We start from the raw sequence: 24,453 nt of genomic DNA, 5'->3' as shown, positions 1-24,453 counted from the left end.
GGCTGGGTTCAGTGCTACGTGTACAATTGTACATTCCCGCGCTGGTAATCGGCTTTGCCTAGCATATGAGCATTTTGGTGTCGCTTTTGGCTTTCACGATGGGATCATGGTGAAAGTGAAAACATTGTTTTTTTATGAAGAGGCTTAGAAGGTCACAAGGGAACACGTGATTTTCTGGCTCTTTTTTTGCGCGATGCTGTTCAAACAAACCCTATTTATGATATGATAGACGTTGTTGAAAAAGAGGACATAAATAGTTTAAAATAGAGGAGAAATGTGACGATGTGTGGATTTATTGGATGCGTACATGACCGCATTGCTGAGATTACTGGTGAGGAAAAGGAAACTTTTAAACAAATGAATGACATGATCACGCACCGTGGACCTGATGATGAGGGTTATTTTACGGATGAGCATGTTCAATTTGGTTTCCGTCGCCTAAGTATTATTGATGTAGAAAACGGTCATCAGCCGCTGACGTATGAAAATGAACGTTATTGGATAATTTTTAACGGTGAAATTTATAACTATGTGGAGCTGCGCGAAAGCCTTGTGAAAGAAGGTATGACTTTCGAAACGAGCAGTGATACAGAAGTTATTATTGCTACATATGCCAAGTATAAAGAAAAAACAGCAGAGCAATTACGTGGTATGTTTGGCTTTGTTATTTGGGATAAGCAAGAAGAGAAAATTTACGCTGCCCGCGATCCATTCGGTATCAAGCCGTTTTTCTATGCAGAAGAAGATGGTAAGCTTTATATGGGCTCCGAGAAGAAATCAATCTTGCATGCGTTGACATCGACGAAACTAGACGAGGTTTCATTGCAAAATTATATGACTTTCCAGTTCGTTCCAGAACCGGACTCATTGACACAAGGTATTAAACGCTTGGAGCCAGGTCATTATTTCACGAAGAAAATCGGTGGATCAATGCAGATTAGCCAGTACTGGAAGGCAAAATTCCAGCCGGTTGCTAAATCTGAGGATACATTCATTAAAGAAATTCGCGATGTGATGTATGATTCTGTGAAAATGCACATGCGCAGTGACGTGCCTGTTGGTTCCTTCCTTTCCGGGGGGATTGACTCATCGATTATTGCGGCGATTGCAAAAGAATACCATCCAGCGATCAAAACGTTTTCCGTTGGCTTTGAGCGCGACGGTTTTAGCGAAGTCGATGTTGCGAAGGAAACAGCCGAAAAATTAGGCGTAGAAAACATTAGTTACATCATTACACCGCAAGAATACATGGATGAATTACCGAAAATCGTTTGGCATATGGATGATCCGTTGGCAGATCCAGCTGCGATTCCGCTTTATTTCCTATCTCGTGAAGCGCGTAAACACGTGACGGTTGCTTTATCAGGAGAAGGTGCGGATGAACTTTTCGGTGGATATAACATTTACAATGAACCAAACTCACTTTCGATGTTTAACAAAATGCCGAGTGCTTTAAAATCGATGCTTCGTGGTGTCGCGAATGTTATGCCTGAGGGAATGCGCGGTAAAAGTTTCCTAGAGCGCGGAACAACACCGATGGAAGAACGTTATATTGGTAATGCGAAGATGTTTACAGAAGCGGAGAAAAAAATCTTGTTGCCAAAATATCAAACTGGCCATGATTACACAAAAATTACGGATCCGTTATACGCGGAAACAGTGGGCTACAATCCAGTAGAACGCATGCAATACATTGATATTCATACGTGGATGCGTGGAGATATTCTATTGAAAGCCGATCGTATGACGATGGCAAACTCACTGGAAGTCCGTGTGCCGTTCTTGGATAAAGAAGTATTCCGTGTTGCAAAAGATATTCCGGCATCACTGAAAACGACAAATGGTACGACGAAATACGTCTTGCGTAAAGCAGCAGAAGCCTTCGTACCAGAGCATGTTTTAAATCGTCGCAAACTTGGATTTCCTGTGCCAATCCGTCACTGGTTGAAAGACGAAATGAATCAATGGGTGAAAGCTATTATTCGTGATTCACCAACGGATCATTTAATTAACAAGAAATACGTCTTGCAATTGCTAGAAGACCATTGTGCTGGCAAACAAGATTATAGCCGTAAAATTTGGACGGTTGTTATTTTTATGATATGGTACGATGTTTATGTGGAAAATAAGTATGATTTTGGGAAATAATAAATGATAAGTTAAAGCACCAGACCTTTTGATCTGGTGCTTTTTTTCTGATATACTATGTAATGATTATTATATATAAAATGATGTAAACGCATACGGTATGATTGAAAGGAGTTTTTATGTGTATATAATGAACTTTTCTATAGAAGCTTGAATACGCAGAGTCTTGACTGTATAATCAATAATAGAAGTAGAGTCAAGAAAATAAGATTATGAAATTTATTGCAAAAAAGTTGAAACAGTCTTATAAAAATATATTTTCTTAATATTCTGTTTCTCGAAAAGAGGAAGCAGAATGATTTCTGTAGAGGCGAAAGAGCAGGTCATAAATAAAGAATATAAATATCGAAAAGAGGAGACAAATTGGTCACGGCTACTGTTTTTAGCGATTATTTCCATTTGTAGTAGCTTGATGTTTTTATATATGCATCATTGTCTATACAAATTGTGGAATGCTTAAGAGTATACGGTTCACGAAATTATCTTTATAGATGATGGTTAGTCCTACGGAAGATGGTTACCGAGCCGCACAAGAAATCGCTAATTATGTAAATCATAATACGCGCATTAAATCTGTTATGACTGTTAAAAAATCAAGGAAAGCGAGAAGCGCAGAAATGGGGATTCAAACACGCGACAGGTGACTTTGTGATAGTTACTTTTTCAAAACAACAATTAAAGAAATTATGAAACCATTTGCGAGAGATAATATTTGGGGTGTTACTGGGCATGTAAGGGTTTGCAATGGAAATAAGAACATCCTGACATTATATCAAGATGCTCTCTACGCTCGAGCCTTTTATGTGGGGCGTGGTGCACAAAGTTTGTCGGGTGATGTTTTAGTTTATTCAGGTGCTTTATCTGTATTTAGACGAGATTTTATCATGGCTAATTTAGATGATTTCACAAAAACAACTTTCGGCAAGAAAAAATTCAATTGGTGATGATCGTAGATTGACGAATATGGCACATGAAGGTGGAGGGCGTATTGTTTATCAGGCTACAGCGCAATGTTTAACAGATGCGCCTGAGAATCCTAAACAATTTTTTAAGCAGCAAACTAGATGGTCAAAATCGTTTTTTGTAGAAAGTATTAGGGCCTACCGCTTTGTTTGGAAAAGACCGATTTTCTTGTTTTGGTTAACGTGCGAACTGATCTTATGGTTGTTTTTCTTAGTGTCACTATTATTTCATCTAGATACATTACATGAGTATTTTAGTTGGGGCTTTGTTTTTTATTATCACCTATGTATATTATTATCCATGCAACATGGCTAATTCCTGTTAGAATATATGCATTATGCACGCTAAATAATGCAAAATGGGGAACAGGCTAAATAAAGGGAAAGTACTGTTCTAATAGTTTCTGATTTGATGCAAAAATGTAGAGAATGTTAATTTTTGGACGCTTATATTTGATCAATTTCAGCGTTTTATCTCTTTTTTGTGAAGATATTGTGAATTATTGTTTGAAGGCTTGAATACATATAAACTTGGCTGTATAATCAATTAAGGAGATAGGTGTTTTGTGGGGAAGCGGTAAGTGATAACAGAAAGATTGGCTCAAAATAAAGCACAGAGAGGGCCTTATATTTTTGTGCCATTACTTTGTAATAATTAATTCTTTAAACATAAAAGAAAGAATATTCAGTTTTTTATCCCGTTTTTTTTAAGGTTGCCCTAAAAATGTAGAGCATAGGTGATAAATTATCTTTGCACGTTCATGAAACAAGAAATAAATAGGTTTATAGAATCGAAAATAGTTGTTGGATACTTTTTCATGCTGTTCTATATCGTGACGAAAAAAGAGTGATTTATTCCAAATAAGTGACTATAAGATTCAAAAATCGGTTTTAATAAAAAAATGAACTAGTAAATGGGTTGAAAACTAGGTAATTTACACAAAAATCATAAAAATATGTATAAAAAGTGAAAGATTCAGAATGCTATTGTGTATCGATGAATTGGTATGTATAATGAGGAACGTACCTCACTTTAATGTAATAATGGAGTGAAAGGTGAGATGTCAACTTGTTCAAGTAAAGCGTCTAAGGTTTGCGGGAATCATTTATGACGAAGAGCAAATGGCAGTGCACGAATTTTATGGTTGCCGAGTTGTTGTAGTATTTTTGTTATTTTATTGTTCATGTACTGAAGTTGATGCGGTCCACAAACGCACTTGTTGAACTATCATAAGTATGGAGAGGAAGAGATGATGCGTGAAAAAAATTATCACATACGGTACGTTTGATTTACTCCATTGGGGACATATTCGCCTTTTGGAGCGTGCCAAGGAGCTAGGAGATCACTTAACAGTCGTATTATCAACAGACGAGTTTAATCTGCTAAAGGACAAGAAGGCATTTCACAACTATGAGCAACGTAAGTATTTACTCGAAGCAATCAAACATGTGGACAAGGTTATTCCTGAAACAACTTGGGATCAGAAGATTGCGGATATTCAAACGAATCAAATTGATATTTTTGTAATGGGTGATGATTGGAAGGGTCAGTTTGACTTCCTCACGCCTTATTGTAATGTATGCTATCTGGAACGAACGAAAAATATTTCTACGACATACATTAAACAACAGCTTGCCGGCAGTATCGAGGCCTAACGCGCGGTATTCCTCTTCTATAAGGGTAAACATGATGAAAAAGTGGAGAGAGATTTTTTTGGAAAATGAGGAGTCATCGAGATGAAGGTTGGGATTATCGGATTTAATGTTTTTTCGCCAGGTGGTACGAGTCGGAGTAATTTAAATTTAACGAAGGAATTTAATCAAGAAGGGATCACGATTGTGATTTATAACGCGCGCTCTTTTTCACCTACGGATATTTTAAGTCTTCGCCACCAGGAAGAACTAAGCTCTCAGGTGATCTTCAAGCCTATTCAAGATTTAGGTAAAGATGAAACGATTGATTTATATATAATTACTCGGGAGACCTTTTTTCCTTTGGCACAACTCATTAAGCATTATTGTCCGCACGTGATGGTCATAGGGGAAATACATGCACCGCTTAGTTTACTTCCTGATAATTTGGTAACCGATTTACACGCATTAGACTATGTAAGAGTCGCGACAGAATCTATCAAAACACAATTCCATATGAAATATAAATACGATGCTTTGCTTGTGCATCACGTTAGCACACATCATGTGACATTACCACAAAATACAGCGCAAAAGCCTACGAGTAATTTGTTTGTTTTATCTCGTTTTGAAGATGATGTGAAAGATATCTCATATGCAATACGGCTTTTAGACTACCTCGTACATTACCACAAGGCAACGCATATCAAGCTGTATATTCAAGGATATGGCCCGTCGGAGATGTTATACAGGAATTTGATTAATAATTATTCACTGCATGCCAACGTGTTTTTTAATCAAGGGACACCGGTAGACTATATTTATTTTTCGACATCCCGTTATGAAACGTTCGGGTACTCCATATTAGAGGCGCTGGCAGAAGGGAAGCGAGCCATTTTATTTCCAGGAGAAGACAGAGTATTAAGAGAAGTATATGGTAACCCTAATAATATTCAATGGATTACGAAAGATATACAAGCTGATGCGCCGCGTGTTCTGAATTTTATCGCATCTACGGAGCGGATCAACTATCGTCAAGCGTTACCAGTCATTGCGAAGCCTCAAAACTATGTTTCGCTCTATATGCAGCAATTAGCGACCTTTAAACGCCAAAAACAGAAGCATTTCATCGCAACAAAAAGTGTCGATGATGTTTGGACAGAAGTCTTGACGAGTCCGGTTCATCAGATTCCGATGGCTTATCAACTTTATGGTTACTTAAAAGATAAGCCGGTTATCGGGAAATTTTTGACGAGTCATTCTGTTAAAAATATGCTTCATTCTATGCTGGATCGTATCGAGGCTTGGAAAGAGCGGTATCAGCGAACAACATTCGTGAATGACAATATGTATTTTATCGAATCGTTTCATGGGAAATCTTTTTCTGGTGATCCAAAATATATGGCGCTTTGGCTAAAGCAAAACATTCCGGATGCCAAAATATTCGTCAGTTCGGTGAATCAGTTGGTGGACATGGAAATTAGGCATTTTGGTATGGAGGCGCTAAGGTTGGGAAGCGCAAACTATCTGCAAAAATTCCGGATGTGTAAATATATCATTGTTAATGGAAACCCGTTAGATAAGGCTGGAAAAGGGGCAAATCAAGTCATTATACAAACTTGGCATGGTTTACCGCTTAAGAAGATGGTGGCCGATCTTGAGGATCTAAAACATCGCCAACAAGAATTAAGTGCGTTTCTGCCAAGGATGAAAAAATGGGATTATCTACTAACTTCTTCGGCTTTTAATACGGAATTGTTTGCATCTGCATTTTTATTAAAAGAAAATCCGAAATTAGAAATTCTGGAGATGGGAGCACCTCGAAATGCTTATTTGATTCAAAATAGGAGTAGGCATGGAGAAAAAGCGCGGCTGCATTTGAAGTATTTCAACCGACCATTAGATGCGACTAAAAAATTCATTCTTTTCTGCCCTACGTGGCGAAAGCAAGAGCGAGAAGAGGTTACCGGCATTGACTTGAAGAAGTTGATTGAAAACTTGCCGCCAGAATATGAGGTTATTGTGAAATTGCATCCACTTGAAACCTCGCTTCGTAGGCTGTATAAATCATTAGATCCTCGGATTCATTGTCTCTTTAATGAGCTGGTAGATATTCAAGAACTATTTATTTTAGTCGATGTCTTAATTTCTGATTATTCTTCTGCTATTTTTGATTATGCACATCTCAATAAAAAAATTATTATTCTTCAAGAGGATTCAGAAAACTATCAAAAGAAGGTTGGCTGGTACTTTGATATGAAAACGACTTGTTTGTTGGAAGGCAAATCATATACAACGGAAAGTCTCACTCAGGCGATTTTAGAAGAGGATCCGAACATTTTTAGTTATTGTAAAGCGATTCAGAACAATTTGCTAAACAAGGATAACGTATTTACAAATGAAAAATTAATGCACGAATTATTTTTGCAAGAGAGGCTGTGAACTTATTTGACAACAAATAAAGATATTGAATTTACAGACATTTATAACTTTCAATGTGATTATGAGAAAACAAAATTGGTCGTTAAAACATTTTCCAATAAAAACATGTTGGAATTGTCACGGGAGACGCAACCAATTTTAGATATGTATAAAGCGGTTTTAGCGCACGATTATATTTTATATATGCATACTGGTCAATCTTCGTATTTTATTCGTCGTAAAGATGTGCATACGATTTGGCAACGAAAAGACCTGGTTCAGCATGGCGACCTGTTTTATTCGCTCGATCAAATACCTGAGGATAGGGAGAACAAGCTTGCACCTAGGCGTTTGGTTGTCATTTTTTCGCCAATGCCTGGGAAGGAACAATATCATAGCGCGAATATTGCACACCGCTGTTTTACATCATCATTTCCGAGTATGCAGAAGCATTTAGTTAAAAATACAATCATCATGCGTATTATGGATTTGAATTTATCATACGGCAGTCACTATATCAATACGTTTAACTACCACAACATGGAATCTGATATTCAAGAAGCGATTCAGTATGTCATGTATTCGCAGCACATTGCGAAAGAGGATGTGGTTTTATACGGTGGATCAAAAGGTGGAACTGGTGCACTATACCACAGTTTACTCGGTGATTACAATTCTGTGACGGTGGACCCAATTATTAGTATCGAGCAATACAACCAAGAGAATGATCTGCATTTTTTACGTGATTTCCGTAAAAGAAGTATTTTGAATGATCTTATCAAACTTGCGAATCAAGAGACAACGAAAAAACGGATTATTTTTGGATATCCGCTCATTTCTTTTAACTATAATTTGTACTCACAAATTCCGTCTGATTCGGTTGAGATTCATAACGTGTTTGATTCATCGGTACACAAGCATGCCGATATTTCGCGAAATACGATGATAGAACAAATTACATGTATTAATGAGCTGTTACTTTCCTCAGATAATCTGCATAAGATTGTAGATCAAATAAGCGCACTAACTGAATAAAGAAGGGGACGAGTAACATTATACCTAAAAAAATTGCGATTGTAGGCTCATGCTTATCCAGAGATAATTTTAATACGACATTTAATCCGTACTATAAAGATGTGTTCGAATGTGTTCTGCATCAGCATCAGTGCAGTTTTCTGAGTCTGATGTCACCGGAGATGCCAATGGTTGAAGATGAAGCGACGGCGGAAATGAATGCTTTTACGAGTTGGCATTTTAAAACGGAGCACACGAAAGAGTTTTTATCTTTGATTCAAACAAGAAAGCCGGAATATCTGTTGTTGGACGCCTATGCGGACATCTATTTGGGAGTTGTAGAAGTTGCGGAAGGCTACTTTACGTATAATCCTAAATTTAAAGATACGCCGGTGCTCCAGTTAGCCAAGGAAAAGTGGACTTTGGACGTGGATTACGAGAAATATTGGAAAGCTTGGACGCAGCATGTGGATGCATTTTTTCAATTTTTACAGGAGGAGGTTCCTTTTTGTAAGATTATTTTAGTAAAAGCACGATTTGCAGATCGGTTTGCAGATGGCAGTTCACTGAATGAGTGGCGAGAAAGTCGTAAATATCCGACGGTAGATATTGCGGGCTTAAACGCGCTTTGGGATCAATTAGATCAGTACGTGGAAGACTATTTTTCTGTTCAAATTTTAGATATGACGCAAAAAGAGTATATGTTGGATCGGGATCACCCGTGGGGCGCGTTTTATGTGCATTATACGCCTGATTTTTATCATGATTTTATGCAACAATTGATAGAATTAACGAATGGGAAATGAGACTGGGACATAAGGGGGATCTTAAGATTCTTTTATGTCCCAGTCTCATTTTTTATTTTTCAGAAAATTAATTTTATATAAAACTAGATTATTACTTGGATTTGAACTCCCATAACCCCATCAAAAAAGCCAAATATGTATAAAAGGTGAAACATTTCAGAAACTATTGAATATAGATGACTCAGTATGTATAATTGAGAACATGTTTGAGTAATTGAGAAGATATTTCAATCTAATATACAAAGAACCAAGTTGAATCTGATGGTAATGTATCAGGAAATGTAGGGATTGAATTTTATTGAGTTAGATAATGTTATTTTTTGAATAGCGGGTTAATTGAATTTTTTTAAATATAATATTGCGGTTTTTTTATTAATTAAGGGGGTTGGCATAATGTTTGAAGAGGGGACGAAGAAATCATCATTTATTATTTCGCTATTTGGCTTTATCCTTTGCGTAGCGATGCTAGAGATGATTGGTTTTTGGAGAACAGGGAATATCTCGACGTCATTTAGTATTTATGGCTGGGGCATGGTTATTTATCTTATTATTAAAATGACACTGTCTATGTTTTACAAGCCAAAGAAAAATGAGCCGCCAAATTTGAAAGTCACGGTTGTTATTCCAGCTTATAATGAGTCGAGTGATGCAATTCTTCGGTTGATGGAGACGATTCAAAAACAAACCTACCCAATACATGAAATCTTTTTTGTGGATGACGGTAGTAAATCAAAAGACGCAGTGATTGCTTTGCGGAAATACGTAGCAGAAGCTAATTTGCCAAATACGAAGAATATTATCATTCACGAGATGGAAAAGAACCAAGGGAAGCGTCATGCACAAGCCTATGCTTTTGAGCACTCCACTGGGGATATATTTTTCACAATGGATTCCGATGGAGAGATTTTCCCAAATACATTGTATGAATTAATGCGACCATTTGCTGATGAAAAAGTGATGGCTGCGACGGGTCATATTAATGCGCGTAATCGTGATACCAATTTGTTAACGCGTCTTTTGGACATGCGTTATGATAATGCATTTCGCGTGGAGCGTGCCTCACAGTCAGTGACTGGACATATTCTTGTTTGCTCGGGTCCAATTAGTTGCTACCGACGCGAGGTCGTCATGGATAATCTGCAGCGATATTTGAACCAAAAAGTTCTTGGAGTGCCAGCATCTGTTGGAGATGATCGTTGTCTAACAAACTATGCGATTGAGAAGGGGATCACGATTTATCAGTCAACAGCAGAATGTATTACGGATGTTCCAGATTCGATGCGTGTCTTTTTAAAACAACAAACACGATGGAGTAAATCTTTTTTTAGAGAGACATTTATATCAATGCGTATGATTTTCACACACCCGATTGTCTTTTTATGGTCTTTCGTTGAGATCGTTCTATGGATTTATTTTTCTAGCTGCTGTTGGTTATAATATTATTTGGCACTTCTGGGATTTAACATGGGTTGATTGGGTATTTTACTTAATTTTGGCTTGTTTATCTGCTTATGCAAGGAATGTGCATTATATGTTTAAGTATCCACTTTGTTATTTAATGGCGCCTATCTATGGGCTTATTCATTTTTTCACTATTCACATTGTTCGTTTAACTGCGCTGGCAACATTGCGTGTAGATAAATGGGGAACGCGTTAAGGCATATAAAAAGGGGTAATGAGATGAAAAAATTTGAGAAAATAAAGAATGATTTGAATAAAAAGGAAGCAGTTATTGCGGTTATGGGACTTGGCTATGTCGGTTTACCATTGGCTATTTCTTTTGCCGAAGCTGGGTTTCAAGTCATTGGCTTTGATCCAAGTGAGTCGAAAGTGACGCTCGTGAATCAAGGGCAATCCGATATTATGGATATCACATCGGAGCGTCTATCAACATTGATTGTAAAGGAGCAGCTTGTTGCAACTACAGATTCTAAAAGCTTAGCAAAAGCAGATGCAATCATTATATGTGTACCAACACCTTTGACCAAATCGTATGAACCAGATATTTCGTATATTGTGAACGCTGTGGATATGATTCGAGCGAATATGACACCTAATACGGTTGTAGTGTTGGAGAGCACGACATATCCGGGTACTTCTAAGGAATTGCTTTATGCACCGATTGAGAAAGACGGTTGGAAGTTAGATGAAGACTTCTACGTTTGTTATTCACCAGAGCGAGTTGACCCAGGGAACAAAACATACCAAACAGAAAATACGCCAAAAGTATTAGGTGGTATGACACCAATTTCGATGCAAGTTGGGACGGCTTTATATGAACAGGTTATTGATCATGTCGTACCAGTAGCGTCGACAGAAGTCGCAGAAATGAGTAAGCTGCTTGAAAATACGTTTCGTAGTATCAATATAGCTTTTATTAATGAAATGTCATTATTATGCGAAAAGTTAGATATTGATGTTTGGGAAACAATTGAAGCATCTAGCACGAAACCGTTTGGATTTATGCGATTTAACCCAGGCCCAGGAATTGGGGGACACTGTATCCCGCTAGATCCAATTTATCTATCTTGGAAAGCGAAAGAAGTGAATTTTTTCAGTCGTTTTATTGAGTTAGCACAGGAAACAAATCATCAAATGCCAGAGCATGTTGTTCATAAGGCGATGAAAACTTTGAATGGTATACAAAAGGCGTTGAGCGGTTCGCGTGTCTTATTACTAGGTATGGCTTATAAGGAGAATATTGATGATCTTCGTGAATCACCGAGTATTTCTGTTTATGAAAATCTTGTAAAAGCAGGCGCTAGTGTGGATTTTTGTGATCCATTAGCAACGAGGTACCGGGATTATAACGGCGTAACACGGGAAACGATTCCGCTTGATTACAATCGTTTTGCATCCTATGACTTGGTTATCATGTTGACATGTCATGACCTTTTTGATAAGGAGCAGATACTCGCAAACAGCTCTTTAATTTTAGATACAAAAAATGTGATGTCTCCGTTTGGTTCAAGTAAGGTTACTCGTTTCGGTGGAGGGCCAGCCGTAGATGTTGAAAAATCATTAACAGTACAGTGAATTTTGACATTATAAAGGATTATGAAGTTAAAGAAGATTCTGCTCTTGTTAAATTGAGCGGAATCTTCTTTGTTATATCGATTAGTTACGCAGTCTTAATTGAAACGCCTGCCCAGGTTTTATGAAGGGGAGTAGAGCAATGGACTCTGGAGCGATATGACCGATATTATTTGTTTTTGGTTCGCTAGGCAAGTCGCGAATGGCTATGGTGACTTCGCCTCGATAACGTCCGAATAGGTTGTTGTCGATGAGAATGCTACCGATGGGACGGACGTTGGATGAGGTGGGTGCGATGTCAAGCTTCGCCAGGGCTGGGCGAGATTTTTCTAGGCGAATGAGATCGCGTGCTGGGTCCATTCGGTTATTGTCTGGGGTTAGCAGGTGTTTTTGGATGGATGGATCTAGGTTTGATGCTAGTTTGCAGTCAAGTAAGAGCATGTCGTTTTTGGTGAAAGTAGCGAATTGCTCGGCAGTTTGTGTTTGAAGCGATGGATCGCCGATGTAGATGTGATCGACGCCGAGTGCTGCAAGTTCAAGCGCAGAAGCGAATGGGTGGCTGTAGCGGTGTTTTTCGAGTGTCGGCAAGCCTTCGAATAAGGGTTGGCGTTTTTCACCGTCGCCAGGCACGAAAGCTGCAATTTTTAAGCCGTGATGGTGTAGAAAATCATTGGTTTTCTGAAAAAAGGAAACATCGAGACCTGTGTGCGGTTTTGGGTAGTAGTTATGGAAGGCCTCGACTTGTGAGATATTAACGCCAGCTTGTACAAGTGCTTCTAAAAAGGGTTGGTCAATTGTGCTGGCGTTGAGGTAGACTTTGATTTTTTTTGCTAGTTTTGCGATTTCGTCTGTGGTGAGGCCGTAATCGACGCGTAGACCGGTGACGCCTAAATCGGTTAGTTGGTCGGCATTGTCAATCGTGAGGCTAATGTGTGCCAGTGATTCAGCAGAAATATCGAGGATTAATGGCATCTCGTGCATTTTTGCCGCAGCGCCTAATCTTGTGAGTAGGTGGCGATAGTTTGCAGGATTTTCTTCGGGGATATGTAAAGAACTAAAAATGAGCGAAAAGCTGTTTTTGGATGCTTGTTGGATCGTTGTTTCAAAGTCATGATTGCTGGATAAATAAATCGAGATACCAAACATGTGAATCACCGTACTTTCTTTATATTTTAAATTAAGTATACAATTAGTGAAATATTATTTCAAACAAAAACCAGCTTCCGTTATTAGTTCGCGGAAACTGGCTTTGTTTTTCGTTTTTCAATAGCGATTACAAAGGGGGGATTGTTGCGCTGGTTGATGAAGCGGTATTCTAAGACGTGAAACTGTTCTTGAGGAAGCGCTTCAGCATAGTTTAGCACGGCTGATTTCTCTGTTTGGCCTTCGGGGTGTCCGTGATAAATGACTAGAATCACAATGCCGCCGATGGTAAGCATAGATAGGGCGCCTTCAATGGCTTTTATGGTAGAGTCAGCGAGTGTTGTGATTGTTTTGTCGCCGCCTGGAAGATAGCCAAGGTTGAAGATGGCTGCTTTGATCGTTTGATTAGGCAGGAGCTCCGTCATTTTTGCGTGATTCTCGCATAGAAGTGTGACTTGATTGGCGACACGTTTCTCCGTGAGTAATTCTGTCGTGGTGTCAATGGCTTCTTGCTGGATATCAAAACCGAATACGTGACCGTTTACGCCAACTAAATTCGCTAAAAAGGTTGTATCATGACCGTTACCAACAGTGGCATCGATGACGGTATCACCAGGCAAAATAATACGAGTTAACAGGTCGTGACTGAATGGTAAAATGCCTCTTAAGTTCATGCTTCGTTACCAACCTTCACAGTGCTGTAGAATTTTCCTTGCCAACTATCACGTCTGACGAGTTCGGCGTCAATCGAATTCAAAACTTCCCATTTATTTAAGCTCCAAATTGGGCCGATCAGATCTTCAATCGCGCCATCTCCTGTAATACGATGAATCACCATCTCAGGAGGTAGTATTTCCAATTGGTCACAAACAAGGTTGACATAATCGTCTTTTGTTAAAAATTTCAGTTCACCGTTTTTGTATTGCTGGACCATTGGTGTTCCTTTTAGCAAATGCAATAAGTGGATTTTGATGCCTGCAACGCCACTTTCGACGACTTTTTGGACGGTTTGCATCATCATTTCTGGTGTTTCGCGAGGTAGGCCATTGATAATGTGCGTACAAACACGAATGCCGCGCGCATGTAATTTTTCGACGCCTTCCACGTAACAATCGTAATCGTGTGCCCGATTGATTAGCACGCCTGTCTCGTTGTGCGCGCTTTGAAGGCCTAGTTCGACCCAGAGGTAGATTCGCTCGTTTAACTCAGCTAAATAGTCCACAACGTCGTCAGGAAGGCAATCAGGGCGTGTGGCAATCGAGAGCCCGACGACACCTGGTTCAGTCAGTACGGATTCATATTTTTCGCGTAGTTCGGCAACTGGGGCATGCGTGTTCGTGAACGCTTGAAAATAAGCCATATACTTGCCGTCCTTCCATTTCGTGTGCATCCGGTCCTTGATAGCGTGAAATTGGGTTTGCAAATCATCCACCCGATCCCCTGCAAAATCACCAGACCCCGCCGCGCTGCAAAAAGTACAACCGCCATGCGCCACCGTACCATCGCGGTTTGGACAATCAAAACCACCGTCTAGCGCCACTTTAAAAACCTTATAGCCAAAGTGGTCACGCAAACAGTAATTCCACGTATGGTATCGTTTATTATCGTTCGTATATGGAAATGGGTTCATTTTTGTCAAACTCCTTCAAACTTGAAATAATCATCTCTGCTATTTTATCATATTTTTCAGGGTTGCGGAGGAGTTATCATTGTGCTATGATATAAAAATACTTTAACTTGGTAATGTGTTAAATCGACTTGGAGGCAGAGAACAATGAGCAAAACGAACAAAAAAAATGGGCTATCTCGTGTTAACATCGTTAGTAGTAGGGAATATGATTGGATCAGGTATCTTTATGCTGCCGCGACAAATGGCAGAAGTGGCGAGTCCGCTAGGCATCATGTTGGCGTGGATCTTGACAGGGACGGGCGTATTAATGATTGCGCTTGTATTCGGAAATTTGGCTGTGCGACGACCAGACTTAACAAGTGGTGCGCAAAGCCATGCGTTCGAATTATTCGGAAATCCAAAGCTAAAACGGCTCGCTGGATTTATCGCTGTATGGAGCTACTGGGTGGCAAACTGGGCAGGAAACGTATCCATTATCACCTCGTTCGCAGGCTACTTATCGGTCTTCTTCCCAGTGCTAAACAGCAAAACAATAGTATTTACGATGGGTTCTTACAGTTTAGGCGTAGGTCAATTATTGACATTTTTAGTGTGCTCTTTGCTTCTATGGGGTGTATGCTTGATTATCATTCAAGGTGTGAGTGGAGCTGGGCGGATCAACTTCATCGCAACAGCGGCAAAAATCATCGGCTTCTTTCTATTCATTGTCGTAGGCTTATTTGCCTTCCAGTCTTCGGTGATGGGCGAGTGGTACCACCCAGTTGTGGATACTAGTGGCTTAGAACATGGCTTACTATCGCAAGTGAACAGCGCAGCAATCGTGACGTTATGGGCGTTTATCGGTATTGAATCAGCATGATGTTTGCTGGACGCGCAAAATCGGGGAAAACGGTTCGTGCAGCAACCATTTCGGGGCTTGTGATCTCCGTTTGTCTGTACACAACGATTACCATTCTGGCACTTGGTCTCATTCCAAAATCGAAATTACTACATTCAGCGAGCCCGCTAGCAGATGCACTCAATGTTGTCACCGGAAGTGGTGGCTCCGCAGTGATGGCTTTGCTCGCGCTAGTATGCCTTTTTGGTTCCGCAATCGGCTGGATTATGATGAGTTCAGAAGCGCCGTACCAAGCTGCCAAAAACGGACTTTTCCTTCCGTTCTTAGCTAAAACAAATAAAAATGGGACGCCGGTTCTTGTGTTAATTTTGACATGTTGCGCATCGCAATTATTTATTCTTTCTACACTCTCAGGAAATATCGCGGCGGCTTATGATTTTGTTGTCAAAGTATCGACGCTTGCTTTTCTCGTTCAATATTTCATCTCGCCATTATTCCAGTTAAAACTAACGATTACTGGCGCAACGTATGAAGGGAATAGCGTTCTTAAGCGTTGTTTCGACGCTTTTATCGCAGCACTTGCTTTGACTTATTCCTGTTGGATCATCAAAAGTGGTATGGGAGACTGGCATGTATTCGTGCTTAGTGTAGGCCTGTTTTTACTAGGGTTCTTGCTCTATCCACTCATGAAATACCAACCGCTTCAAAAATAAGGAGTGAGGCTTTTGCGCGAGCTATCCTTAGCAATTGATTTATTATAGTATCTATGCTATTTTTAAAACAATTGTACATGGCTTTAAAAAAGGGAAAGAAGTGGAAAAATGATAATTCTGTATCTTGTGTTGGCAGTTATTTGTTTGATGGTTATCACGGCTTTTTATGGTAAATTTAATTTGAAAAAACATTGGATCGGGGTCGCAGCACTTATTTTGCTGGCGGGGTTAATGGCGATTTTTTTGAGGCAGACTTTTTTTGTGACGGGCAGTCCGTATCACGAAATCCACAAACAGGTGGCTTCCACAGACCTTTCTTCGGAAGCGGTGAATGGTATTAAAATTGATCAAATCCTCTCGAGCGAAACACAAAAAAAAAGATTTTAACCTGCAAAAAGCGTCGAACAAGGGGCTAGAAGAAGAAATCAAAATGCTCGTTCCTAAGAAGCAGGACAAGGCAACGTACTGGGTTTCAATGGAAAAAGCCGACAAGAACCGTGTTATCCATATCGAGTTTGGTAGCGATAAGTTAACGACGAGTCGCGGTATTAAGTTCGGGGATTCGGTGGATAAAGTGGCGAGTACGTATGGTTCAGCATATCGTAATTTAACGCGGTCGGATCGCTATGAACAGGAACTTGTGTATGAGGACAAGGATAATAATATCGAATTGCGCTTTGGCTTTTGGAATGATAAAGTCGAGATGATTTGGTTGACCGCGCTAGATAAGGCTCCAATTTAGAGGGTTGTCAAAGCGGGTTTTATGCGCTACAATAGAAGCTTGATGAACAAAGTGAAGAGGAGTAGTAGTATGGGTGGATTGGCGTTTAGAGAGGTGACGGTTGGTGCGAGTCACACGCGAATACATACGAACTTGCCTCGTGAGCATAGATTGCGGTTTGATACCGCCGTGTATTTCGCGTTAAGGAATGCTTGAGTTGAGTGGAGACACTAATTTGGGTGGTACCGCGGGGGTTTTTTAACTCTCGTCCCATAGCATTTTTTTTGCTGTGGGATTTTTTTGTGCAGCAAATATAGAAAGGGAGTATGGATGATGACATTTAATCACAAAGAAACGGAGCCGAAATGGCAGAAGAAATGGGAAGATGAGAAGGTTTTCAAAACGACGGAGGACGCGGATAAGTCGAATTTTTATGCACTTGATATGTTCCCTTATCCATCAGGCTCAGGTCTCCATGTTGGGCATCCTGAAGGCTATACGGCGACGGATATCATTTCGCGAATGAAGCGGATGCAAGGGTTTAACGTGCTTCACCCGATTGGTTGGGATGCATTTGGTCTGCCAGCAGAGCAGTACGCGATTGACACTGGGAATGATCCTGCTGAATTTACAGCGCATAATATTGAGAATTTCACGCGTCAAATCAAGTCACTAGGTTTCTCTTATGATTGGGATCGCGAAATTAATACGACTGATCCGAGTTACTATAAATGGACGCAATGGATTTTCACGAAGCTTTACGAAAAAGGATTGGCATATGAGGCCGAAGTTGCGGTAAACTGGTGTCCAGCGCTTGGTACGGTACTCGCGAACGAAGAAGTCATCGATGGCAAAAGTGAACGTGGCGGACATCCTGTCTTTCGTAAACCGATGCGCCAATGGATGCTGAAAATCACGGCGTATGCGGATCGTTTGCTAGATGATTTGGATTTGGTGGATTGGCCGGAGAACATTAAAGACATGCAGCGCAACTGGATTGGCCGCTCGGAAGGAGCAGAAGTTGCGTTTGCGGTGAAGGATAGGGATGCGAGCTTTACGGTATTTACGACGCGTCCAGATACACTTTTCGGAGCAACATATGCTGTTTTGGCGCCAGAGCACGACTTGGTTGATAAAATTGTGACGGCTGACCAAAAAGAAGCGGTGACGGCGTATCAGAAACAAGTCGAGCTAAAAAGTGAGCTAGAGCGCACGGATCTTGCGAAAGATAAGACGGGCGTTTTCACAGGTGCTTATGCGATTAATCCGGTGAACGGTGAAGAGATGCCAATTTGGATTGCCGATTATGTTTTGATTCAGTACGGAACGGGTGCGATTATGGCTGTTCCGGCGCATGATGAGCGCGATTACGCGTTTGCTAAGCAGTTTGAATTGCGGATCAAAGCTGTGCTTGCAGGTGGAAATGTGGAAGAAGAAGCGTATACAGGCGACGGGGATCATATTAATTCCGAATTCCTCAACGGTCTGAGTAAAGATGATGCGATTAGTAAAATCATTGATTGGTTGGAAGAAAATAAAGCGGGCACACGTAAAATCAGTTTCCGTCTGCGCGATTGGTTGTTTAGCCGTCAACGTTATTGGGGCGAACCAATTCCAGTTATCCATTGGGAAGATGGGGAAACGACAACGATTCCAGAACAAGAATTGCCGCTACTCCTTCCAGAAGCAACAGAAATTAAGCCATCAGGAACTGGCGAATCACCACTTGCGAATTTGACTGACTGGGTAAACGTGGTGGATGCGAACGGCCGTAAAGGTGTCCGTGAAACCAATACAATGCCGCAATGGGCTGGATCAAGCTGGTATTTCTTGCGTTATATTGATCCTACAAATAACGAGGTTTTGGCAGATAAAGAGAAACTTGAAAAATGGTTGCCAGTGGATGTCTATATCGGTGGCGCTGAGCATGCCGTATTGCACCTGCTTTACGCGCGCTTCTGGCATAAATTCCTATATGATATTGGTGTAGTACCAACGAAAGAACCGTTCCAAAAACTGTTTAACCAAGGGATGATTTTGGGCGATAATAACGAGAAAATGAGTAAATCTCGCGGTAATGTGGTCAATCCAGATGACGTGGTAGAGCAGTACGGTGCTGACACATTGCGTCTTTACGAAATGTTCATGGGACCGCTCGAAGCTTCTATTCCATGGAATGCAAACGGTTTGGAAGGAGCTCGCAAGTTCCTCGATCGCGTTTGGCGCTTGTTCATAGAAGAAGAAACAGGAAAAGTGAACGCTAAAATTACAGATGAAGCCAATGTAGATCTTGAGAAATCCTACCACCAAATGGTGAAAATGGTGACAGAACACTATGAAAACCTGCGTTTCAATACGGGGATCTCTCAATTGATGATTTTCATAAATGATGCGTATAAAGCAACAACACTGCCAAAAAATTATGCAGAAGGCTTTGTGCAGCTCCTTTCGCCAATCGCACCACATTTGGCAGAAGAGCTTTGGAACCGGCTTGGTCACACAGAAACAATCACATACGAAGCTTGGCCAACATTCGATGCTTCCAAACTAGTAGAAGACGAAGTAGAAATCGTGCTACAAGTAAATGGAAAAGTTCGAGCGAAAGTCACGGTAGCCAAAGATTTGAAGAAAGAAGAACTGGAAGCAATCGCATACGGGAGCGAAAAAATAAGCGAAGAAATTGCCGGTAAAACGGTCCGTAAAGTTATTGCTGTACCAGGTAAATTGGTGAATATTGTTGCCAATTAAATAAGCATCAAAATCCCTCTAGCCTATCCAGACGGCTTAGAGGGATTTTGCCGTTTTTAAAGAAATTCTAAAGGTTTTCATTTTGTCAATTTCGCGTCATAAATCTATGGTATGATGGAAAAAAATGAACCACTAGGGTGATGAATCATGAATGTGTTAATTGCAGATGACCAAAAAGATATGTTAAAAATTTTATGCGCTTATTTTGAAAAAGAAGGTTTCACGGTTTTTCAGGCGGAAAACGGCGAGGAAGCTTTGGATATATTTTATCGAAAAAAATTGGATTTGGCCGTGCTCGATTGGATGATGCCGGGTGTGGATGGTGTGGATGTCTGTAAGGAAATCAAGGCATCCAGTGCTGTGAAGGTGATGATGTTGACTGCAAAAAGTGAAGGCGAGGACGAGTGTTACGCGCTGGAAGCTGGTGCAGATGATTATGTAAAAAAACCATTTTTCCCTAAAGCACTGCTGGCGCGAGCGAAGAACTTAACTGGTTTTCAGAATTGCTTTCAAGTTGCAGATATTAAGATTGATACATATGCGAAGAAACTTTTCAAAGCAGGTGTGGATATTAATGCAACAAAAACAGAATATGAATTGATGCGGGTATTATCTCAAAATAAAGGCGCGATTTTAAACCGGACGCAGCTTCTCGATATTGTTTGGGGTATGGACTATGAAGGGGAAGAACGTACCGTAGACACGCATATTCGCAGGCTTCGCGAGAAAATTGGCGATGGTTTGGTGAAAACACACCGCGGCATGGGTTATAGTATTGAGGTTGGCTATGAGTAAGCTTGGCCGTAAGTTGACATGGCGCATTTCCGCGGTTGTTATTGGGGTATTTGCTCTGTCTATCTTAGTCAACCAATTTTTTCTACCTAAATATTATCATTATGAAATGAAGCAAAAAGTGACGCAGGCAATGAAAGAAGTCGAGCATTGGGATAAAGATCAGATTGAGAATGATTCGGAAAAGCTGGAAGCGAAATATGATGTTACGATTGTGTCGGAAAATATGAATAACAACGAGAATGATCTAAATGAGATGTTGTCGCTTGATTTGGCTAGGAAGCAAATCGCGCTGAATCGCTTTTGGGTGACAGGGGATACGTTAGATGAATTGAAAAACGGCGCGATTTTAACGAAGTTGTACGATCAAGGAAAGCAGAAGTCGAGTTTTTTAGTCAGCTTGAACGAGAAAGACGGATTGCTTGTTGTTGCAGGGGTTTCGATTGCAGATTACAGTGATACGGCGAAAATTATTAATGAGTTTAACTTGATGCTCATGCTACTCGGCTCGATTCTAGTTGTTGCGCTCACTGGTTTTTTATCACGAAAAATTACGAAACCGCTAGAAGAACTGAAAATTGTTGCCGATCAGATTTCGAAACTAGAATTTGAAAAAGTAACCGTGGAAACACAAGATGAGTTAGAAGATTTGGCGACGAGCATTAATGTGATGAGTGATGATTTGAAAAAGGCGCACCATGCTTTGTTACGCCGGAATAAAGACTTGAAATATTTTATGGCGGATTTGACGCATGAGTTAAAAACACCACTGGCACTGATTAAGGCGTATAGTATCGGTATTCAGGACGGCTTAGATGATGGCACCTATATGGAGACCATTGTGAAGCAGACGAATCAAATATCAGTGATTATCGAAGAACTTTTGCGCTTTTCTAAAATGGAATCGGACCCGCTACACCTTGAAAAAATCGAGGTTCGGACGCTTTTTGATGATTTGCTTGCGAATTATCAAGAGACGATGGGCATGGACATTCGAATGAAATCGGAAACGAGTCCAAAAACAGTAATTTTAGCAGATCGTGTCAAACTGGAAATGGTATTTAATAACTTAATTACGAATGCGATGAAATATGCTACAACGAAGAAAATCAAAGTGGAATGGGCCGAACGGGATGGCAAGCTGTATTTTGCCATAAAAAATGAGACGTCGATTCGCAATCATGAGACGTTAGAGCACATTTGGAAGCCGTTTTACGTAAGGGAAGCCTCGCGTAATAAGAATTTTTCAGGAACGGGACTTGGTCTTGCTATCGTACAAACCTTGATGGAGCAGCATGAATTTGACTATGGAGTGGAGCTTGAAGACGATTGGATCACATTTTACCTTATTTTTGAGAAAGCGGAGTGACAGCTATGAAAATGAGAAACATGGTAGTCAGTATGGTGCTTGTCCTCGTGTTTGCAATCTTATTTATTCTGCAAATTTGGCAACCAGACCAAACGATGTATTAATCAACAAGGATAGAGAGGTTAAGGCTATGAAAAGAGAAACTTTTATTTTTATATTAGGCATATTGGCGGCTGGCGCGCTTGTGTTTCACTTCTATGAGCAACAGCAGCAGCGTGTCGCTATAATGGATATGATCAAGGAAACGGCAAAAAAACATGACATACCAGCTTGGATACCACTATCGATTGCCGAAACTGAAAGCAAATTCGATCCTAAAACGGTGGGAGATGCAGGGACTTCCTTTGGGTTATTCCAGTTGCATCGCGGCGGTTTGGCACCAGAAGAACTGACCAAAGAAGAGCTGTTAAAACCCGAGAAGAATATCGAGATTGCCATTTCCAATATGACAAGAGCCTACGATCGCGCGCAAAAAGAAGGCTTAGAAGGCATCAAAATGCTGACGTATATCGCCAATACATCTGGCTGGCCAACGCAGCGAGGCACATACTGGACGGATCAAAACACGAATTACAATGAAAAACTAGCGAAGAACTTTAAGAAACATGTGAAAGTGACGGAATTAGCAAACGATATGTAATGATGAAGACCGTCGGATAAAGCGATAATGGACCTCTAACCAAATAGCTCCTTTTTTGTCACGATATATAGCACTTTGGCAAATCAGGTAGTGTTTTTTAATTTTTTGTTTCAAATTGGGCTGCGTGGTAACATTTCCAAAAAACATATGTTCGTTCTTTTATTTTAAGCTTCATTTTAAAATTTGTAAAGAGAGCTACAAATGGAACTCCTATATAATTACAAACTCTGATAAATAGTACATCTCACGCAACTGAAAACGGCAAAATAGTATGATTCCATACTATTTTGCCGTTTTTTTTTTTATCACAAATGGGGTTAAGATTTACAGCTGACACTAAGAAAATACTTGGTATTGCTCCACAGTATGGGAGTGATACCAAGTATTAGTTAGCACTAAAATTTGTTCTGCTAGAATAACAGATTCTACTGGTGTTGGATCTAGTTGATTATTTTGAGAGTTATTATTTAGCAGCTTGAATGATTACATCCGTTGCAATACTTTCCTCAAATTTATGATTTGCTGTTTTAACAGAAATTTTACCTCCAGCGACAAGAAGGCTAGCTGGTAAATTGGCTGAGAACTTCCCATTTTGTACGCCTACCATGTGCACGTCTCCATTTGGAAAAGTAACAATTGCAGTAATTGCCAATACATCTGTCGTTACGCCAGAAAGAATAGTACTGCTTGTATCAACATTTCCAACTATTTGAGGCGCTAGAGCTGGAGTAGCAGGTGTTACTGGTTTTACCGGAGTAACTGGAGTAACAGGCGTTACTGGTTGATTATTTGAAGCAGCTTGAATGATTACATCCGTTGCAATACTTTCCTCAAATTTATGATTTGCTGTTTTAACAGAAATTTTACCTCCAGCGACAAGGCCAGCTGGTAAATTGACTGAGAACTTCCCATTTTGTACGCCTACCATGTGCACGTCTCCATTTGGAAAAGTAACAATTGCAGTAATTGCCAATACATCTGTTGTTACACCAGAAAGAACAGTACTACTTGTATCAACATTTCCAGCTATTTGAGGCGCTAGAGCTGGAGTAGCAGGTGTTACGGGTTCATTTTTTGGAGTAGCTTTGATGATTACATCCGTTGTAAGACTTTCTTTATAATTGTTATTTGCTGTTCTAACAGAAATTTTATTTCCAGCGACAAGAATGCCAGGTGGTATATTAACTGAGAATTTTCCATTTACTACTCCCACAAACCGCTGAATTTCATTTGAAAAAGTAACAATTACAGTAGTTGCAGATTTATCTGTCGTTGAACCAGAAAGAACACTACTATCTTCAAAGACTTCTCCACTAATAACTGGTGCTGATGCTTGCTTTGTAGCTGCAGATACTTCTGATGATGTCATACCTAAATAAGTTGGCGAAGCCGCAAGAGAAAGTGCCATAGCTATTGCTACAGCTGGTTTTAAATATTTTTTGTTCTTCATAAATTGATAACTCCTTCGTAATATTTTTTTGGTATTTTTGCTTTTTACAAGGATAGTAAGATTCCAAACCTACATCGTACTTGCTGGATCCAGAATTGAATTATACCATTCAAAAATAGTTCTGTCTACTACTTTTAAATCTATTTGTAGTTAATGGAAAAATGCACTAGCGCTTGAACTTAAAAATACCGAAGAAAAAAATACACTGGTAGAGGTAGAAAATACCGAAGAAATATTACATATATAATACGGATTAAACGATTGATATGTCTTATTTTAACTACTGTAAGCAAGCGTTTCAAGGAACTATTTAACTCTGTCTACAGCCCCCTGATTTGATTAGTTCCTCTTGCCAATAAGCTGTCATTAGATTTAACAGCACATATTATTTTA

Annotated in this window: 19 protein-coding genes, 1 pseudogene and 1 other annotated feature; of the genes and pseudogenes, 16 read left to right on the top strand and 4 right to left on the bottom strand. The window is 40.0% G+C overall.

Annotation, left to right across the window (positions count from 1 at the left end; all coding sequences use genetic code 11):
- The first annotated feature begins 282 nt into the window (after window positions 1-282).
- The 9 genes from asnB to PGRAN_RS12710 all read left to right on the top strand — a co-directional run bounded on the left by asnB (window position 283) and on the right by PGRAN_RS12710 (window position 12,019).
- A complete protein-coding gene (asnB, locus tag PGRAN_RS12745) occupies window positions 283-2,148 on the top strand; it encodes an asparagine synthase (glutamine-hydrolyzing) (protein ID WP_036067549.1) in 1,866 nt (621 codons plus the stop codon).
- A 295-nt stretch (window positions 2,149-2,443) separates the two neighbouring features.
- On the top strand, window positions 2,444-2,608 hold the full coding sequence (locus PGRAN_RS16855; RefSeq protein WP_159101148.1) for a hypothetical protein: 165 nt from the start codon (window positions 2,444-2,446) through the stop codon (window positions 2,606-2,608).
- A gap of 437 nt (window positions 2,609-3,045) precedes the next feature.
- Window positions 3,046-3,426, top strand: coding sequence for a glycosyltransferase family 2 protein (locus tag PGRAN_RS16650; protein ID WP_149024063.1), 381 nt, complete (start codon window positions 3,046-3,048; stop codon window positions 3,424-3,426).
- 941 nt (window positions 3,427-4,367) lie between these two features.
- Window positions 4,368-4,766 carry a glycerol-3-phosphate cytidylyltransferase gene (gene tagD / locus PGRAN_RS12735; protein ID WP_036067548.1) on the top strand — a complete coding sequence of 133 codons (399 nt, stop codon included), beginning with the start codon at window positions 4,368-4,370 and terminating at the stop codon, window positions 4,764-4,766.
- Between the two features lie 81 nt (window positions 4,767-4,847).
- The gene (locus PGRAN_RS12730; RefSeq protein WP_036067547.1) at window positions 4,848-7,184 is read left to right on the top strand and encodes a CDP-glycerol glycerophosphotransferase family protein; all 2,337 of its coding nucleotides are present in this window, start codon (window positions 4,848-4,850) and stop codon (window positions 7,182-7,184) included.
- 6 nt (window positions 7,185-7,190) lie between these two features.
- Window positions 7,191-8,198, top strand: a complete 1,008-nt coding sequence (locus tag PGRAN_RS12725; protein WP_036067546.1) for an XcbB/CpsF family capsular polysaccharide biosynthesis protein — start codon at window positions 7,191-7,193, stop codon at window positions 8,196-8,198.
- A complete protein-coding gene (locus tag PGRAN_RS12720) occupies window positions 8,195-8,983 on the top strand; it encodes a DUF6270 domain-containing protein (RefSeq protein WP_338151719.1) in 789 nt (262 codons plus the stop codon). Before PGRAN_RS12725 ends, PGRAN_RS12720 begins: the two co-directional genes overlap by 4 nt.
- Window positions 8,984-9,376: 393 nt before the next feature.
- Window positions 9,377-10,420 carry a glycosyltransferase family 2 protein gene (locus PGRAN_RS12715; RefSeq protein WP_241433350.1) on the top strand — a complete coding sequence of 348 codons (1,044 nt, stop codon included), beginning with the start codon at window positions 9,377-9,379 and terminating at the stop codon, window positions 10,418-10,420.
- Between the two features lie 243 nt (window positions 10,421-10,663).
- Window positions 10,664-12,019: a nucleotide sugar dehydrogenase gene (locus PGRAN_RS12710; RefSeq protein ID WP_036067544.1), complete on the top strand. Its 1,356-nt coding sequence runs from the start codon at window positions 10,664-10,666 to the stop codon at window positions 12,017-12,019.
- Window positions 12,020-12,100: 81 nt separating this feature from the next.
- Here the strand turns inward: PGRAN_RS12710 and PGRAN_RS12705 are convergent, their stop codons facing one another.
- The 3 genes from PGRAN_RS12705 to mnmL all read right to left on the bottom strand — a co-directional run bounded on the left by PGRAN_RS12705 (window position 12,101) and on the right by mnmL (window position 14,798).
- Complete coding sequence (locus tag PGRAN_RS12705) at window positions 12,101-13,162, bottom strand: MupG family TIM beta-alpha barrel fold protein (protein ID WP_036067542.1); 1,062 nt, start codon at window positions 13,160-13,162, stop codon at window positions 12,101-12,103.
- A gap of 83 nt (window positions 13,163-13,245) precedes the next feature.
- A complete protein-coding gene (gene mnmM / locus PGRAN_RS12700; protein ID WP_036067540.1) occupies window positions 13,246-13,833 on the bottom strand; it encodes a tRNA 5-(aminomethyl)-2-thiouridylate-methyltransferase MnmM in 588 nt (195 codons plus the stop codon).
- A complete protein-coding gene (mnmL, locus tag PGRAN_RS12695) occupies window positions 13,830-14,798 on the bottom strand; it encodes a tRNA modification radical SAM protein MnmL/YtqA (protein WP_036067538.1) in 969 nt (322 codons plus the stop codon). The genes mnmM and mnmL overlap by 4 nt, the downstream gene beginning before the upstream one ends.
- A 157-nt stretch (window positions 14,799-14,955) precedes the next feature.
- Here mnmL and PGRAN_RS12690 point away from each other — a divergent pair.
- The 7 genes and pseudogenes from PGRAN_RS12690 (at window position 14,956) to PGRAN_RS12660 (ending at window position 22,610) form a co-directional block, all read left to right on the top strand.
- A pseudogene (locus tag PGRAN_RS12690) lies at window positions 14,956-16,340 on the top strand (amino acid permease).
- A gap of 108 nt (window positions 16,341-16,448) precedes the next feature.
- Window positions 16,449-16,727, top strand: coding sequence for a hypothetical protein (locus tag PGRAN_RS12685; RefSeq protein ID WP_036067537.1), 279 nt, complete (start codon window positions 16,449-16,451; stop codon window positions 16,725-16,727).
- Window positions 16,672-17,082: a hypothetical protein gene (locus tag PGRAN_RS12680; RefSeq protein ID WP_036067535.1), complete on the top strand. Its 411-nt coding sequence runs from the start codon at window positions 16,672-16,674 to the stop codon at window positions 17,080-17,082. The genes PGRAN_RS12685 and PGRAN_RS12680 overlap by 56 nt, the downstream gene beginning before the upstream one ends.
- 45 nt (window positions 17,083-17,127) lie before the next feature.
- Window positions 17,128-17,337: a binding site (T-box leader), on the top strand.
- Window positions 17,338-17,394: 57 nt separating this feature from the next.
- Window positions 17,395-19,809, top strand: a complete 2,415-nt coding sequence (leuS, locus tag PGRAN_RS12675; RefSeq protein ID WP_036067534.1) for a leucine--tRNA ligase — start codon at window positions 17,395-17,397, stop codon at window positions 19,807-19,809.
- Between the two features lie 147 nt (window positions 19,810-19,956).
- Window positions 19,957-20,604: a response regulator transcription factor gene (locus PGRAN_RS12670; RefSeq protein WP_036067533.1), complete on the top strand. Its 648-nt coding sequence runs from the start codon at window positions 19,957-19,959 to the stop codon at window positions 20,602-20,604.
- Window positions 20,597-21,970, top strand: coding sequence for a HAMP domain-containing sensor histidine kinase (locus tag PGRAN_RS12665; protein WP_036067531.1), 1,374 nt, complete (start codon window positions 20,597-20,599; stop codon window positions 21,968-21,970). Before PGRAN_RS12670 ends, PGRAN_RS12665 begins: the two co-directional genes overlap by 8 nt.
- Before the next feature lie 130 nt (window positions 21,971-22,100).
- Window positions 22,101-22,610 carry a transglycosylase SLT domain-containing protein gene (locus PGRAN_RS12660; RefSeq protein WP_036067530.1) on the top strand — a complete coding sequence of 170 codons (510 nt, stop codon included), beginning with the start codon at window positions 22,101-22,103 and terminating at the stop codon, window positions 22,608-22,610.
- Window positions 22,611-23,073: 463 nt separating this feature from the next.
- Here PGRAN_RS12660 and PGRAN_RS12655 read toward each other — a convergent pair whose 3' ends face one another.
- Window positions 23,074-24,060 carry a hypothetical protein gene (locus PGRAN_RS12655; RefSeq protein WP_036067529.1) on the bottom strand — a complete coding sequence of 329 codons (987 nt, stop codon included), beginning with the start codon at window positions 24,058-24,060 and terminating at the stop codon, window positions 23,074-23,076.
- Between the last annotated feature and the right edge of the window lie 393 nt (window positions 24,061-24,453).

Source organism: Listeria grandensis FSL F6-0971, from assembly GCF_000525835.1.
GTDB lineage: Bacteria > Bacillota > Bacilli > Lactobacillales > Listeriaceae > Listeria_A > Listeria_A grandensis.
This window is presented reverse-complemented; position numbering and strand designations above follow the sequence as displayed.